The organism is Bradyrhizobium sp. SZCCHNRI1009 (assembly GCF_032487575.1).
Lineage (GTDB): Bacteria > Pseudomonadota > Alphaproteobacteria > Rhizobiales > Xanthobacteraceae > Bradyrhizobium.
On the sequence record NZ_JAUEUL010000002.1, the window covers coordinates 402,081 to 417,431 of the forward strand.

The following is a 15,351-nucleotide window of genomic DNA, read 5'->3' on the forward strand; positions in this document are numbered from 1 at the left end:
GGCCATGGGGGCGGCGAGCTCCCGGTCTTCCCTGCGCCCTCTGTGTTCAAAGTGGGCAAACTAACAGAAAAGCTCGGGCGCAGATGCGCCGCGAGGAGGTGACTGCATGTCTCTCCGCACCGGATATCCGAGCTTCACGTGTCTCCGCGTGACGTGTGCTCGCGTCCGTGCGTTGTTTTTTCAGTGTCATTGCGAGAGCGGGGCTACACACTCCGCCCCCGGAATGACGGAGGCGAGAGTGGAGCCCTCACAACTCCCTCGCATTGCTGAACGCGAACGAGCTGACGCGCCGGGTGGTCTCATCCAAAATCAGCGTCCGCGTGATCGGCGGCTCGGCGCGCTGGGCGCAGTTCTCGCGCTCGCAGAGACGGCAGTTGACCCCGATCGGGGTGCCCTCGGCCGTCTCGAGATCCATGCCGGCGGCGTAGACGAGGCGCGACGCGTGGCGGATCTCGCAGCCCAGGCCGATCGCGAAGCGTGGCTGCGGCAGCGGATGCGGCGCCACCGGCCGGCGGACCATCTGGGCAATCGAGAAATAGCGCGAGCCGTCGGGCAGCTCGATGATCTGCTTCAGCAGCCGGTCCGGCGTGTCGAAGGTCGAGTGCACGTTCCACAGCGGGCAGGTGCCGCCGAACTTGGAGAACGGGAAGGTGCCCGACGAGAAGCGCTTGGAGACGTTGCCGGCATTGTCGACGCGCAGCATGAAGAACGGAATGCCGCGCGCGTTCGGGCGCGACAGCGTGGTGAGGCGGTGACAGACCTGCTCGAAGCCGGTGTTGAAGCGCTGCGCCAGCACGTTGATGTCGTAGCTGAGCGCCTCGGCAGCAGTGAGGAACGGTGCGTAGGGCATCATCACGGCGGCGGCGAAATAGCTCGCGAGTGTCATGCGGTAGAGCCGGCGCGAGGTGTCGTCGAGCGCGCCGGCGCGGCCGATGATGATCTCGAACTGTGGGAGGCATTCGGCCATGCCGAGTTGGACTGCGAGCTGGAAGGTGCGGCCGGGCCCGTCGACCAGCTCGGAGATCAGCAGCTGACGCCGATGGCGGTCGTAGCGGCGCAAGGTCTCGCGCATGACGTCGACCGGCATCACACGGGTCTGCACCGAATGTTTTTCGCGCAGCCGCGCGGCGAGCGCGGCATAGAGTCCTTCGGCCGGGACGTCGAGCGCGTCGCGCAAGGCTTCGGCCTGCTGCTCGAGCTCGGCGAAATAATTGCGGTTGGCCTCGATCAGGTCGCGCACCCGCTCGATCGGGTTGGCTTCGAAGCGGGCGCCGTCGTTGCGGTCGGCCATCTGCGCCGCCACCAGGGTCTCGCCGCGCCGGGCCTCGGCGTAGGCCGCGTACAGCCGCTGCAGCGCATGGGTGACGCCGGGGCAGAGCTCGGCAAGGTCGCGCAGCTCCTGCTTGGGCAGCTCGATCTGCCGGAACAGCGGATCGGAGAAGATCTCGTTGAGCTCGGCGAAGAAGCGGTCCTCGTCCGCGGTGGCGAGATCGCGCAGATCGAGATCATAGGCCTCGGCCAGCCGCAGCAGGATCTGGGCCGAGACCGGGCGCTGGTTGCGCTCGATCAGGTTGACATAGCTCGGCGAGATGCCGAGGCCCTCGGCGAGCTGGGTCTGGGACAGCCCGAGCTGCTGGCGGATGCGCCGGAAGCGGGGCCCGACGAACAGCTTCTTTCCGGACTCACCGGGCATCGCGATCCCCTCATGGCCGACCGGCCTTCGGATTGTGACAAAATTGACAAAATGACATTTATGACAAGTGATGATGTTACATGACATCACCATTCGAAAACAAGGCCTCTATACGAAGCTGCCGGTTTCGCGTTTATCTCCTGTCACGCAATTCGCAATGCACTGTCAAAGTTGTGACGGTTGAAGGAGGGTCTCATGACCAGCAATTTCTGGGTGATCGGCGGCGAGTTCGGCTCGATGAATTTCCACAAGCTGGTGGAAGGCTCGGCCCAGGTGAAGGGTCCGTTCAAGTCGCGCAAGGAGGCCGAGGACTGCTGGCGCGAGGTGTCCGAGGAGAACCGCCACAAGGCCGGCGTCCGCTTCTCGATCGTCGAGGAGCCGCAGCGCGCTCCGGCGGCCTGATCGCCGGAAGGAATGCATTGCCGGGTATTTGAATAAGCTCGAGGAAAGAGCCCAAGGACGGGGCGGTCTCAGCCGGGTCATGCCGGAGGAGGCCGCCCACGTCCGTTTCGTGGTTACGCCAGCGTGCTTATAACCCATTGAAGATGAAAGGGGATTGCAGAATACTGGGTTACTGCTACGTTAACACGGTGGGAACCTGGCGAAACCAGGGCCGAACCGTGAAAGCGTGACCGATGTCCGAGGCCGCCGACAGCAGCACTGAAGCCCGCCCCGTGCGCCTGCGCGAGGCGCTGCGCCAGGCCCGGATCGAGGCCGCAGACCGAACGGGCGTGGTGGTCGACCTGCGCGACGCCGAGGTGGCGCGGCTCGAAATTCTCAACGACGCGCTGGACCCGCTGTTCGCGGAGATCCCGAGCCAGCTCGATCTGTTCGATCGCGGCATCAGCCAGGGCGAGACGCCGCGGCTGTGGATCGACGTCGTCGCCCACGTCGTGATGGGGCGTGACAAGCGGCAGTATCGCTTCGTGCAGGACACCCGAAACGGCCGCGTCGTGCTCGCCGAGTCGCACGACATCGCGGCGATCGTGAAGGCCGTCACCGACTACGTCGCCCGCCGCATGGTCGAGCGCGAGCGCGCCTTCAGCGTCGCAAGGGCTCAGGCGAAGACGAGCGCCGAGGCGCCGCGGCGGCGCGGTGGGGTCTGGCCGTTCGTGCTCGGCTTCGTGCTCGGCGCGCTGTCGCTGTTCGGCGTCGCATTCTATGCGAGCCTACAGCAGATCTGACGGCGTGGCCGCGCCTCAAAGCAGGCGGACCTCGCGGATCTCGCGCACCCGCAGCGCCTCGTTGACCGCGCGCACGGTCATGTCGCAGCGCCAGTGATTGCCGTCGCTGCTGATGGCGAACATGTTGTAGGCCGCGGCGGGATAGTGGCCATGCGCCATCGACGACGCCGAGGGCACGCCGACGACCGGGATCTTGCGCTCCGGGCCGTCGATCCAGATCGTCGAATGCACGTGGTCGTGGCCGTGCAGGATCAGCTCGACGCCGTGGCGCGCGAGCAGCGCGATCAGCTTCCCGGCGTCGGTCAGCCGCTTCATCCGGTGGGCCGAGCGCAGCGGATGATGCACCAGCAGCACGCGGAACAGCTGCTCGTGGGCCAGCGATTCGAGCATCTGCTCCAGCGCGGCGAGCTGTGCGCTGCCGAGCCGTCCCGTCGCCATGAACGGCGCCGACGGCACGGCCGAGGACAGGCTGATCAACGCGAGCGGCCCGCGCCGGCGCAGCGACGGGAACGTAGCCGGTCCCTCGGCATCGCCGCCGAAATAGTCGGCAAAGCTCTCGGCGAAGCGCAGCCGCGTCGAGCGCACATAGGCGTCGTGATTGCCGGGAATCGCGGTGACCTTGTCCGGCGGCCCCACCGTCCGCAGCCAGGCCTGGGCGAGCGGGAATTCGGATTCGAGGGCGAAATTGACCAGATCGCCGGTGACGGCGATCTGGTCCGGCATCTGCGCATGCAGATCGGAGATGAGCAGATCGAGGATGTCGCGGCGGTGATATTTGTAGCGATTGCGCGTCCAGTTGAGATAGCCGAGTGCGCGCTTGCCGGCGAGCTCCGACAGGCGCGGCTTGTGCTGGGGGGCGAGGTGCGGGTCGGACAGGTGGGCGAGGGTGAAGGCAGCCATTACGCCCCTCGGTGCCGATGGCGGATGCAGGCGCGCCCAGCAGATGTCATCTCGTGCTATCCCTCGTGATGCCCCGGCTCTCATGACAAGCCCCGCCTGCGAGCGCAAGAACAACCAGGACGACGACAGCGATGACGACACATCTGAGCCGGCTGCGGATCCGGTTCGAGCCGGTGCTCCGGCGCGGCTTCCACCTCTATTGGCGCTTCGCCCGCGGCATGACGCTGGGCGTCCGCGGCGTGGTGCTGGATGCCGAGAACCGCGTGTTCCTGGTCCGGCATGGCTATGTCTCGGGCTGGCACCTGCCGGGCGGCGGCGTCGAGGTCGGCGAGACATTCATCGAGGCGCTGACGCGGGAGCTGTTCGAGGAGGGCCGGATCGCGCTCGAAGGCGAGCCGGAGCTGCACGGCATCTTCCTCAACAGCCACGTCTCGCCGCGCGACCACGTCGCCGTCTTCGTTATCAAAAGGTTCACGCAGGACCGGCCGCCGGAGCCGAACCTCGAGATCGTGGAGACCGGCTTCTTCGCACCGGACGCGCTGCCGGAGGGAACCACGCTCGGCACGCGGTCCCGCCTGCGGGAGGTGCTGGACGGCGTTAAGGTCATTCCCACCTGGCGGCCGGAACAGCGCGTTGTCGCCGGATCATTATGAATTTCTGCACCGAATGAGGGCAGTCTCCCGTCCCTGGGGGAGAGGGGTCGATGAGTTCAGCTTCGATGCGGATCGCCGTGCTGGTGCCCTGCTACAATGAGGAGGCCGCGGTCGCCACCGTGGTCCGCGATTTCAAGCAGGCGCTGCCGACGGCCACCGTCTACGTCTATGACAACAATTCCAAGGACCGCACCATCGAGGTCGCGCGCGCGGCCGGCGCCGAGGTGCGCAGCGAGCGGCGGCAGGGCAAGGGCCACGTCGTCCGGCGCATGTTCGCCGATGTCGATGCCGACATCTACGTGCTGGTCGATGGTGACGCGACCTATGACGCGCCGAGCGCGCCCGGCATGATCGCGCGTCTCGTGAGCGAGCGGCTCGACATGGTGGTGGGCCTGCGGGTCGACCAGGAGCAGGCCGCCTACCGCATGGGCCATCGCACCGGCAACTGGATGCTGACGAGCTTCCTTGCCGAGGTGTTCGGCCAGGCCTTCAAGGACATCCTGTCCGGCTACCGCGTGTTCTCGCGCCGCTTCGTCAAATCCTTCCCCGTGCTCTCCGACGGCTTTGAGATCGAGACCGAGCTCACCGTGCATGCGCTGGAGCTGGCGCTGCCGGTGGCCGAAATCGCGACGCCGTATTACGCGCGGCCCGAAGGATCTGTCTCCAAGCTCAACACCTGGCGCGACGGCTTCCGCATCCTCGGCACGATCCTGAAGCTGTATCGCTCGGAGAAGCCGCTGCGCTTCTTCAGTGCGATCGGCATCTTCCTCGCGCTGGTCTCGATCGGCTTCGCGATTCCCATCTTCGTCACCTATATCGAGACCGGGCTGGTGCCGCGGCTGCCGACCGCGGTGCTCTCGATGGGCCTGATGATCATGGCGCTGCTGTCGGCCTCCTCGGGCCTCGTGCTCGACACCGTCACCCGTGGCCGCCGCGAGATGAAGCTGCTCGCGTACCTGTCACACGCCCCGATCGAGGGCTGATGCGGGCGAGAGCTTGTGTCCATCCGCCGTTCCGGTCATGGTTCGGGCGTCACCGTCCCGAACGAGAACACCGCCTCCATGCCCATCCTGAACAGCATCGCCGCGCTCACCGACGACATGGCCGCCTGGCGCCATGATTTCCATGAACATCCCGAGCTGATGTACGAGGTGCACCGCACCGCCGGCATCGTCGCCGAGCGCTTGCGCGAATTCGGTTGTGACGAGGTGGTGACCGGCATCGGACGCACCGGCGTGGTCGGTGTCATCCGCGGCCGTCGGACCAGCTCAGGTCGCACCATCGGCCTGCGCGCCGACATGGACGCGCTGCCGATCGAGGAAGCCTCGGGCGTGCCCTACGCGTCGAAGACGCCGGGCCTGATGCATGCCTGCGGCCATGACGGCCATACCGCGATGCTGCTGGGGGCCGCCAAGCATCTCGCGGACACGCGCAATTTCGACGGCACGGCGATCGTGATCTTCCAGCCGGCCGAGGAGGGCGGCGCCGGCGGCAAGGCGATGGTCGACGACGGGCTGATGACCCGCTGGGGCATCCAGGAGGTCTACGGCCTGCACAACGCGCCGGGCGTGCCCGAAGGCGTCTTCGCGCTGCGGCCGGGCCCGATGCTGGCGTCGTCGGACCAGCTCGAGATCACCGTCCGCGGCAAGGGCGGGCATGCCGGTGCCGGGGTCCACAAGGCGGTCGACAGCGTGCTGATCGCCGCGCACATCATCACCGCGCTGCAGTCGATCGTGTCGCGCAACGTCGATCCGATCAAGTCGGCGGTCATCTCGATCTGCGTCGTCGAGGCCGGCACGGCGATGAACGTCATTCCGGAGACCGTCGAACTGAAGGGGACCGTGCGCACGCTCGATCCCGAGGTGCAGGACCTGGTGGAGCGCCGTATTGCCGAGGTCGCCGACGGCATCGCCCGCACCTATGGCGGTGAGGCGACGACGAAATACACGCGGCTCTACCCGATTACGATGAACCATGCGCGCGAGACCGGGGTCGCCGCCGATGTCGCCCGCGACGTCGTCGGTGCGGAGCGGGTGGTCGACAATGCGCCGCCGCTGATGGGCGCCGAGGACTTCGCCTTCATGCTGCAGGCCCGCCCCGGCGCCTTCGTCTTCCTCGGGATGGGCGACGGCAAGGACTGCCACCATCCGGCCTATCGCTTCAACGACAACATCCTCGGCCATGGCGCCTCCTATTGGGTGCGGCTGGTCGAGAAGACGATGCCGGCAGATTGATGCCGGTGGCGCGGCTTTAGCTGCGAGCCGTCGCCTGCAATGACCGTTGGCGCCAATGCCGCGGGCTGCAGCCGGTCCAGCGCGAGAACGCGCGGGAGAAGGCTGAGGCTTCGGAATAGCCGAGCAGGAAGGCGACGTCGCCGAGCGGCAGATGCGCTTGGCGCAGATAGTGGCGGGCGAGGTCGAGCCGCGTCGCCTCGACCAGGTCGGAGAAGGTGGCGCCGAACTCGGCAAGCCGGCGCTGCAACGTCCACGACGTTGTCGACAGCGCATCGGCGACCTCCTCGAGATGAAGCGCGCCGGCCGACAACCGCCGCCGGATCTCGCCACGGACCAGATCGAGGAACGCCGGCGTGCCGCAGGAGCCGGCGACACCGGCAAGATCCGTCGTCAGCCGCTGCAGGCGTGGAAGATCCGCCCCCGGCATCGCCCGGTCCAGGCCGCGATCGCGAAACACCAGCGCATTGGTGCCTTGCGACCAGCCGACGTCGGCATCGAAGGCTGCCTCATGATCGCGCCAGGCCGCCGGCCGGGCGTGTTCGAACAGCACCATGTCAGGCGCCCAGCCCGATGGCAGGCACGCACGGAAGACGTTCGCGAACATGCCCATGGTCAATTCGGCATCCTGCCGGCGATCGACGATCGAGCCGTCGAGAATGCGATATTCGAGCCGCAGCAAGCCGTCGTGGCGCGTCAGGCGGGTTTCGGTCGCCTGCTGATGCCAGGGAAACCACAGCGCGAGATGCTCGATCGCCGAGCCCAGCGTCGGCGCCGTCAGCGCGATCTCGCCGATCAGGCCGAGCATCCGCGGCTGGTAGCGTTGGCCGAACCAAAGGCCGAAATTGTCGTTGCCGGTCTCCTGTGCGGCGTCTTCCATCATCGCGACATAGTCGGCGAGGTCGAGCGCGCGGCGGGTCTCGCCGAGGCAGCTGGCATCGATACCGATCCGCTCGAACACCGCTTCCGGACGGCCGCCTGTCTGGGCGATGAAATCAGCGACGCCGGTGGCCGCGGCGGCCAGAATGTTGCGGCTCCGATCGCGCGGATGCTGGCTTTCGGCTGTCGGATGCTGTGCCATGAAATCCTCACCTTTGAGGAAATGCGCCGTTGTTTCACACCTCGTAGTTATGCAAGTCACGTGCCTGCCGGAGCGGCCATTCATGACCCCTCCGCGCAAGCACATGGCGCGGAGGGTCCTCGATCGAGATTGTCGCGATCCGGCCGGATCAGTCGGCCATGGCGCGGGCTTCGGTCAAGGCGATGTCGAGCAGGCTGTCGTTCGCCGCCATGCTGCGCTTGCCGGCGGTCAGACGATAGAGCAGCAGGCCGGCCGCGAACAGCACCACGAAGGCCGCGAACACCTGCAGATTGAACCAAATCATCGTGAGCAGCGAGAGCGTCGCACAGACCAGCGCCACGGCCGGAAGCACGGGATAGATTGGCGCCTTGAACGGCCTGATGAGATGGGGCTCGGTGGCCCGCAGGCGGAAGAGAGCGGCCATGCTCATGATGTACATCACGAGCGCGCCGAATACGCTCATCGTCACGATGTTCGCCGTCAGCGTCTGTCCGGCGAACTGAATCAGCTCGTCGGAGTAGATCGCGGCGATGCCGATCACGCCGCCGGCAAGGATGGCCCAATGCGGCGTGCGGCAGGTCGGATGCAGCGCGGCGAGCTTGGCCGGCAGGAAACCGGCGCGCGACAGCGCGAAGATCTGCCGCGAGTAGCCCATGATGATGCCGTGGAACGAGGCGATCAGCCCGAACAGGCCGATCCACACCAGCATGTGCAGCCAGCCGGAGTTCTCGCCGACCACGATCTTCATCGCCTGCGGCAGCGGATCATTGATGTTGGCGAGCTTCGACCAGTCGCCGACGCCGCCGGCCATGATCATGGTGCCGAAGGCGAGCACGACGAGCGTCAGAATCCCCGCGATGTAGGCGAGCGGAATCGTCTTGGTCGGATTCTTGGTCTCTTCCGCGGCCATGGCGGCGCCTTCGATCGCCAGGAAGAACCAGATCGCGAACGGGATCGCGGCGACGATGCCGCCGATGCTCGCCAGCGAGAATGAATTCTCGCCGGCCCAGCCGTTGGCGGCGAAATTGGCGAAGGAGAAGCCGGGCGACACGACGCCCATGAACACCAGGAGCTCGGCGATCGCCAGCACGGTGACGAACAGCTCGAATGTTGCGGCGATCGATACGCCTGCGATGTTGAGGGCCATGAACACCAGATAGGCGCCGAGCGCGGCGGTCTTTGGCGACAGCGCCGGAAACTGGACGTTGAGATAGGCGCCGATGGCGAGCGCGATGGCAGGCGGTGCGAACACGAACTCGATCAGCGTCGCGAAGCCGGCGACGAAGCCGCCGAGCGGGCCGAAGGCTCGGTAGGAATAGGCAAACGGACCGCCGGCATGGGGGATTGCGGTGGTGAGCTCGGTGAAGGAGAAGATGAAGGTCGTATACATCACCGCGATGAAGATCGTGGTGATGAGGAAGCCGAGCGTGCCGGCCTTGTCCCAGCCGTAGCTCCAGCCGAAATATTCGCCGGAGATCACCAGCCCGACCGCGATGCCCCACAGATGGAGTCCGGTCAGGCTCTTCGAAAGCGTCGGCTTGGCCTCGTCACTCATGTCCATTCGCTCCTGTCGGCTTGTGATGGGTGATTTGTGTTGTTGGTTGTGTCGTCGCGATCGCGGCGTCCGGCGCCGCCTCCTTGAGGCCGATGCCGGTGACGCCGATCCGCAGCGCCTCGCGCACCAGCCAGGCCAGCTTGTCGGCGGCGCGCTCGGCGGAGAGCCCGTGGCCGTGAATGTTGGACATGCAGTTGCGGGCGCTGTCGCGCAGGCCTGGGGCCGGGTGCAGCGTCAGATACACACCGAGGGAATCCGCGGCCGACAGACCCGGACGCTCGCCGATCAGGACCGCCACGAGCCGGGCGCGCATCGCGGCACCGACATCGTCACCCAGCGCCACGCGCGCCTGCGAAGCCAGCACGATCGGTCCGATGGACAGGCCCGTCAGACGAGCCTCGGTGGCGATCACGACAGCGGCGGCATGGCTTTCGACCGCATCCGCCGACAGCCCGTCAGCAATGATGAAGACGAGATCGTATGGGCCTGATGGCAGCCGCGACGCTTCGCCCGTGGCGAGACGGCGGCCAAGATCTGGCCGGCGCAGATAGCTGGCGCGGTCCGGCGCTGCGCTCGCGACCTTGATCACCTCGCGCGGCGCGAGCGCGCCGGCGATGCCGTCGAAATCGACCTTGCCCCATACGGCATCGCGCGCGCGCGCATGCGCCATCTGGAATTCCAGCTTCGCCGCCGTCGGAAGCCCGTCGCCGGCGCGGCCGAGCGCGACGCGGGCACGCGTCATCCTGCGCAGCAGGTCGAACGGATCGTCCCTCATGCCCGCGCCCCCTGGCCGATCAGCCGGGCTACGGAAGGCGCGCTGCCCGGCAATGGCGGCACGCGGCCGCTGTGGTCGAGGAGACCCATCCGCGCTAGCCACGCCTCGAACTCCGGCGCCGGGCGGCGGCCGAGCAGATGCCGCAGCCGCATCACGTCGTGATGCGACAGGCTCTGATAGTTGAGCATGATGTCGTCGGCGCCGGGCACCGCGATCAGGAAGTTGACGTTCGCCGCCGCAAGCAGCAGCGCCAGGTCGTCCATGTCGTCCTGATCGGCTTCGGCATGGTTGGTGTAGCAGACATCGCAGCCCATCGGCACGCCGAGCAGCTTGGCGCAGAAATGATCCTCGAGGCCGGCGCGGATGATCTCCTTCGCGTCGTAGAGATATTCAGGACCGATGAAGCCGACGACGGTGTTGACCAGCAGTGGCGAGAAGGCGCGCGCGACGGCATAGGCGCGGGCCTCGACGGTCTGCTGATCGAGGCCGTGATGCGCATCGGCGGACAGGGCCGCGCCTTGGCCGGTCTCGAAATACATGACGTTGTTGCCGACCGTGCCGCGCTTCAGCGACAAGGCTGCGTCCTGGGCCTCGGCCAGCAGCTTCAGGGTCACACCGAAGCCGGCATTGGCCGCCTCGGTGCCGGCGATCGACTGGAAGACGAGATCGAGCGGCGCGCCTTTCTCGATCGCCTGGATCGAGGTCGTGACGTGGCTCAGCACGCAGGACTGCGTCGGCACCTCGAATTTGAGCCTGAGATCATCGAGCATCGTGAGCAGGCGGATGCAGGCCTCGACATTGTCGGTCGCGGGATTGATGCCGATCACGGCATCGCCCATGCCGAACAGCAGGCCGTCGAGCGTGCCGGCGGCGATCGCCTGGGGATCGTCGGTCGGATCGTTCGGCTGCAGCCGCGACGACAGCCGCCCCTCCAGGCCGATCGTGGAGCGGAAGCGGGTCACGACCCGGCATTTGGCGGCGACGGCGACGAGATCGCCATTGCCGCAGAGCTTGGAGACCGCGGCCACCATCTCCGGCGTCAGTCCCGGCGCGAGGGCGGCCAGCCGGCCGGCATCCGCCTCCCAGGACATCAGCCATTCGCGCAATTCGCCGACGGTCAGCGATGCGACGGGCGCGAATGCGGCGGCATCGTGGCTGTCGAGGATGAGGCGCGTGACCTCGTCGCTCTCATAGGGAATCAGCGGCTCGTCGAGGAAACGCCGCAGCGGCACGTCGGCGAGCGCCATCCGCGCCGCAACCCGCCGCGCGGCACTGTCGGCTGCGATGCCAGCCAGCTCATCGCCGGACCGGCGCGGCGAGGCGCAGGCCAGCAGCGTCTTGAGATCATCGAACACATGAGTTTCGCCGCGATGGCGCGACCTGAACGCACCCGTCATCTTCGACCTGCCGCTCGTGCTGCGTCAGAGCGGTCCAAGCGGCCGCGACGGCGACCACAACGCTCATGACCTGGGACAGGTTAAGCGAGGGCAGCTCCGGAAACTTGACATCTTAGCACAATCTTCGGTCATGCCGCGCGAATGCTCAGAAAATTAGCATCGGTGCCCCCCGGAGCGGGAGAATGCTGTCAACACGTGGACGGCCCGCCCATGGACCGCGCCGCTCCAGAATGCTATCTCGCCACCCCACATGAGTGACCTGTCCATTACGATCTCCGCCGAAAAGCCGGGCGACGCGCAGGCGATCGAGCGGCTGCATGAGCGCACCTTCGGCCCCGGCCGCTTCGTGCTGAGCGCCTACCGCTTACGCGAGCATGTCGATCATCTGCTCGCATTGTCGTTCACCGCTCATATCGGCACTTTGCTGGTCGGCTCGGTGCGGCAACTGCCGATCTGCGTCGGCGACACCAAGGCGCTGATGCTCGGGCCACTGACGGTCGAGCCGCCGTTCCGCAAGCACGGCATCGGCCGCATGCTGATGGAGCGCTCGGTCGCGGACGCGCGGGCGCAGGGCCACAGCTTGATACTGCTGGTCGGGGACGCGGCCTACTACACGCGCGTCGGCTTCAAGCCGGTGCCGAAGGGCAGGGCGATCATGCCGGGACCGGTGGACTACAACCGGCTGCTGGTGAACGAGCTGATCGAGGGCGCGTTCGAGGGCGTCGAGGGCGCGATCCGGCCCGATTGGGATTACGCGAAGTAGGTCGAGAGGAAGCTCGCACGGCGTGCACGGTGCGCTCCCTCTCCCCGTTCTTCACGGGGAGAGGGTTGGGGTGAGGGGCAGCCACACGCACAAACCTCGCGGAGAGTCCCCCTCACCCGGATTGCATCTGGCGATGCAATCCGACCTCTCCCCGCAAGCGGGGCGAGGTGAGGACCTCGCACTCAAAACTTCAGATTGGCGAAGATCCGCACGCCGATGCCGGGCAGCAGCACCTCGTCCTTGGTGTAGGACACGGAGTTGCGGATCTTCTCGTTCAACAGATTGTTGCCGACCATGCCGACCAGCATCTCGCGCGCGCCGAACATGTTCGGATCGAGCTTGGTGCGATAGCTGACCTCCGCCTTGAGGAGGTTGTAGCCCGGCGTCGGCGTCTCCGCGATCGGCGCGATGTCGTTCTGCGCGAAGGCGTGCAGCAGGTTGATGCGGGTCAGCCAGTTGGCGTCGCGCCAGAACAGGCCGCCGCCGACGCGCATCGGCGGAATCCGCGGCACGTTGGTGCCGTCCGCGAAGGTGGCGCGGACGACGTCGAACTGGTTCTCGATGCCCCAGATGCCGGTGCCGAGCGGGGCGACATCGTACTGGCTCTGGAACTCGAAGCCGCGGAACAGCGCGTTGCGTTGCGAGTAGACCGCCTGGTTCAGGCCGGTGCCGGTGGTGCCGCAGGAGGCAAAATCATCGCCGCACATCACGCCGGTCAGACGGCGGTAGATGAAGTTGCTGAACTGCGTGTAGTAGGCGGTGGCCTCGAAGCGGAAAGGGCCGGTGGCCTTGCGCAGTCCGGCCTCGACGGTTTTGGCCGTCTCGATGGTCAGGTTCGGATTGCCGATGTCGAAGGTTGCGGTCGCATCATGGCCGCCGCGCGAGAACAGCTCGGCTGGCTTCGGCGCGCGCTCGACATATTGCGCGGTGACGCTCGCCACGAGATCGCCCGGCAGGTTCTGCAACAGGCCGACGCTCGCGCTCTTCGGCGTGTACGACGGATTGCGGGCGATGTTGGCCTGTGGCGTGCCGTCCGGCAGATAGTCGACCGGGAAGTTCGGCGTGGAGCCGTTCAATGAGACGTGCTCGATGCGGGCTGCGACCTGCGCCTTGGTCGCCGGTGTGAAGGCGAACTCGTTGAAGACGTAGCCGGCGACGCGGTTGTTGGTGTTGGGGCCGAACAGTCCGTTGAACACCGAGCCGGGATTGTCGGGGCTCGGCGCATTCAGCTCCTGGTGTCCGGCCTGCACGCCGTAGGCGGTCGTGAGCGTCGCGAAGCGCAGATTGACTGGCATCATCTGCATCTCGACGCGCGCTTCCTGCTCGCGATTGGTGAAGGTCTGCCGCACGCCGTCGGTGGTCGGATCGGTGACATCGGCGAGACCGATCTCGTTGTGCCGATAGTCGGTCGCACCGGCCCAGAAGCGGATGGCATCGATCGCCGCGGAGTCCGGGCGGTACTCGCCCTTGGCGGTGATCTTGGTCTGGTGCGCGTCGATCCGCGTCCGGCTGTCGGCGCCGTCGATGCCGGGGATGTGGTAGAGGGCATCGGTCTGCGTGATCGCCGCACCGATGAAGCCGCCCGAGAAGAAATAGCTGCCGCCGAGCGAGGCGCCATCGTTCTGCACGGCCGAGTTCGGCTGCCGGCCGTTCACCGGGCGGGTCTGGTCGAACAGATAGGGATAACCCGGAATCGAATAGTCGCCGGTCTTGCGGCCGTAGGCATCGGCATGGACAGCGAAATTGCCGCCGCCGGCATCGAGCAGCACGCCGCCCTCGACGCCGCGGTCGACCGAGCTGAACGAGGTGCGCGTTTCCGCGGTGACGCAAGGCGCGCTGCCCACGGCCGGCGCGCTCGCCGGCAGGCCATAGGTCTGGAACGGCGCTGTCGAACAGGTCGGCACCGCATTGGGAATGCGGTTGTTGGTGGCGCTGACGACGCCGCCGATCGAAGTCGAGCCGTAGCGTAGCGCTGCGGGGCCGCGGACGACCTCGATCTGGTCGCTGGTGAGTGGATCGATCGGCACGAAATGATCTTCGCCGAGATCGGACGCACCGCCACCGCCGATGCCGTTCTCGACGATGCCGACGCGGTTGACGTCGAGGCCGCGGATGATCGGCCGGCTCGATGCGCCCGGCGCGAAGCTCGAGCCGGTGATGCCCGGCTTGGAATTCAGGAGATCGCCGAGCGTTGCCGCGCCGGAGCGGCGCAGCTCCTCATTCGGCACCACCGTGACGGTCGCGAACTGGTCGGTGATGATGGGCGTTACGCCCTGCTGCGGCGGGGGCGGCGCGGTCTGGGCCTCGCGCGCGGGCGCCGGCGTGCGTGGGCCGCTGCGCGCCACGCGCGCGGTGGGATTGGGCCGCGGCACCACCGGCTTGCGGGCACGGATCGGGCTCGGTGCGGTCACTGTGACCTCGGGCAGTTCGGCCGCCGGCTTCGCCGGATCGTCAGCGCGCGCGGGCGCACCCAAAACGCACAACAAGGCTGCGGCGCTGCAGCCCGACATCAAGGCTCTCGACAACATCTTTCAATTCCTGATCCTGATCAGGCGTCCCACGTCTTTCGTTGCTGGCGGGATGCGCCTGCCGTCGGGTTGCGACGGACCCATTCCTGCACGCGGCCGCCGTGCGCTCGCGCAGCGGGGCAGCGTTTCGAGCGGCTCAGATCAGGCGGTGGGAGGAGCGCGCGGCTGGAAGGCGGTGTCGACGACGACGGCCGCGACAGTGGCGGTGATCGCATCGGGCAGCCGGAATGCGACCGCTTCAGGAGGCGTCAGAACGGGCGCCGGTGACAGCAGGATCGACTGCGCCATCGCCATGACGGCGCAGATGGCGCAGCCGTCAGCGGATGGCTGCTGGTCGGGGTCCTGGCTTGCTGGAGAGGAGCCGGTATGGGCCTGCGCCGTCGTGAGACGGCCGCCGTCCAGCGCCTGCGCGGAGAGCCAATGAACGTGGCCGAACGCGAGCGCGAATTGCAGCACCAGCGCAAACAGCGCCAGCCGCGAGACATCCTTGATGTTCGCGCGAAACCAGCTCATCGCCAGCTCTGGCTCATGTAAATCGGCCTCATGTGAATAGGCCACCCCGTTCGGCTGGGAGGATGATCAGCCGTTGTT

At 66.9% G+C, this 15,351-nt stretch carries 14 protein-coding genes; 6 read left to right on the plus strand and 8 right to left on the minus strand.

Going from position 1 to position 15,351, the window contains the following annotated elements; genetic code table 11:
• Positions 1-247: 247 nt before the first annotated feature.
• A complete protein-coding gene (locus QX010_RS05390; RefSeq protein ID WP_315802757.1) occupies positions 248-1,693 on the minus strand; it encodes a short-chain fatty acyl-CoA regulator family protein in 1,446 nt (481 codons plus the stop codon).
• A gap of 195 nt (positions 1,694-1,888) precedes the next feature.
• Between QX010_RS05390 and QX010_RS05395 the strand changes: the two genes are divergently transcribed.
• Complete coding sequence (locus tag QX010_RS05395; protein WP_006612464.1) at positions 1,889-2,095, plus strand: hypothetical protein; 207 nt, start codon at positions 1,889-1,891, stop codon at positions 2,093-2,095.
• Positions 2,096-2,328: 233 nt separating this feature from the next.
• On the plus strand, positions 2,329-2,877 hold the full coding sequence (locus tag QX010_RS05400) for a hypothetical protein (RefSeq protein WP_315802758.1): 549 nt from the start codon (positions 2,329-2,331) through the stop codon (positions 2,875-2,877).
• Between the two features lie 15 nt (positions 2,878-2,892).
• Here the strand turns inward: QX010_RS05400 and QX010_RS05405 are convergent, their stop codons facing one another.
• Positions 2,893-3,777, minus strand: a complete 885-nt coding sequence (locus tag QX010_RS05405) for a metallophosphoesterase (protein WP_316178101.1) — start codon at positions 3,775-3,777, stop codon at positions 2,893-2,895.
• 131 nt (positions 3,778-3,908) lie between these two features.
• Between QX010_RS05405 and QX010_RS05410 the strand changes: the two genes are divergently transcribed.
• The 3 genes from QX010_RS05410 (at position 3,909) to QX010_RS05420 (ending at position 6,664) form a co-directional block, all read left to right on the plus strand.
• Positions 3,909-4,430, plus strand: coding sequence for an NUDIX domain-containing protein (locus QX010_RS05410; protein WP_316178103.1), 522 nt, complete (start codon positions 3,909-3,911; stop codon positions 4,428-4,430).
• Positions 4,431-4,480: 50 nt separating this feature from the next.
• On the plus strand, positions 4,481-5,413 hold the full coding sequence (locus tag QX010_RS05415; protein WP_316178105.1) for a glycosyltransferase family 2 protein: 933 nt from the start codon (positions 4,481-4,483) through the stop codon (positions 5,411-5,413).
• A gap of 78 nt (positions 5,414-5,491) precedes the next feature.
• Positions 5,492-6,664, plus strand: coding sequence for a M20 aminoacylase family protein (locus QX010_RS05420; RefSeq protein ID WP_315802762.1), 1,173 nt, complete (start codon positions 5,492-5,494; stop codon positions 6,662-6,664).
• A 16-nt stretch (positions 6,665-6,680) separates the two neighbouring features.
• Here the strand turns inward: QX010_RS05420 and QX010_RS05425 are convergent, their stop codons facing one another.
• The 4 genes from QX010_RS05425 to QX010_RS05440 all read right to left on the minus strand — a co-directional run bounded on the left by QX010_RS05425 (position 6,681) and on the right by QX010_RS05440 (position 11,469).
• Positions 6,681-7,742, minus strand: coding sequence for an AraC family transcriptional regulator (locus tag QX010_RS05425; protein ID WP_316178108.1), 1,062 nt, complete (start codon positions 7,740-7,742; stop codon positions 6,681-6,683).
• A gap of 148 nt (positions 7,743-7,890) precedes the next feature.
• The gene (gene eat / locus QX010_RS05430; RefSeq protein ID WP_315802764.1) at positions 7,891-9,297 is read right to left on the minus strand and encodes an ethanolamine permease; all 1,407 of its coding nucleotides are present in this window, start codon (positions 9,295-9,297) and stop codon (positions 7,891-7,893) included.
• Entirely contained in the window at positions 9,290-10,072 is a 783-nt protein-coding gene (gene eutC, locus QX010_RS05435; RefSeq protein ID WP_315802765.1) for an ethanolamine ammonia-lyase subunit EutC, read from the minus strand. Before eutC ends, eat begins: the two co-directional genes overlap by 8 nt.
• On the minus strand, positions 10,069-11,469 hold the full coding sequence (locus tag QX010_RS05440) for an ethanolamine ammonia-lyase subunit EutB (RefSeq protein ID WP_316178110.1): 1,401 nt from the start codon (positions 11,467-11,469) through the stop codon (positions 10,069-10,071). The genes eutC and QX010_RS05440 overlap by 4 nt, the downstream gene beginning before the upstream one ends.
• A 250-nt stretch (positions 11,470-11,719) precedes the next feature.
• On the opposite strand from QX010_RS05440, the gene QX010_RS05445 reads away from it, so the two are divergent.
• Complete coding sequence (locus QX010_RS05445; RefSeq protein ID WP_316178112.1) at positions 11,720-12,232, plus strand: N-acetyltransferase; 513 nt, start codon at positions 11,720-11,722, stop codon at positions 12,230-12,232.
• A 182-nt stretch (positions 12,233-12,414) separates the two neighbouring features.
• On the opposite strand, the gene QX010_RS05450 is transcribed toward QX010_RS05445, so the two are convergent.
• Together QX010_RS05450 and QX010_RS05455 are read right to left on the minus strand one after the other, a co-directional pair.
• The gene (locus tag QX010_RS05450; RefSeq protein WP_316178460.1) at positions 12,415-14,742 is read right to left on the minus strand and encodes a TonB-dependent receptor; all 2,328 of its coding nucleotides are present in this window, start codon (positions 14,740-14,742) and stop codon (positions 12,415-12,417) included.
• A gap of 159 nt (positions 14,743-14,901) precedes the next feature.
• Entirely contained in the window at positions 14,902-15,273 is a 372-nt protein-coding gene (locus tag QX010_RS05455; RefSeq protein WP_316178114.1) for a DUF2946 family protein, read from the minus strand.
• Between the last annotated feature and the right edge of the window lie 78 nt (positions 15,274-15,351).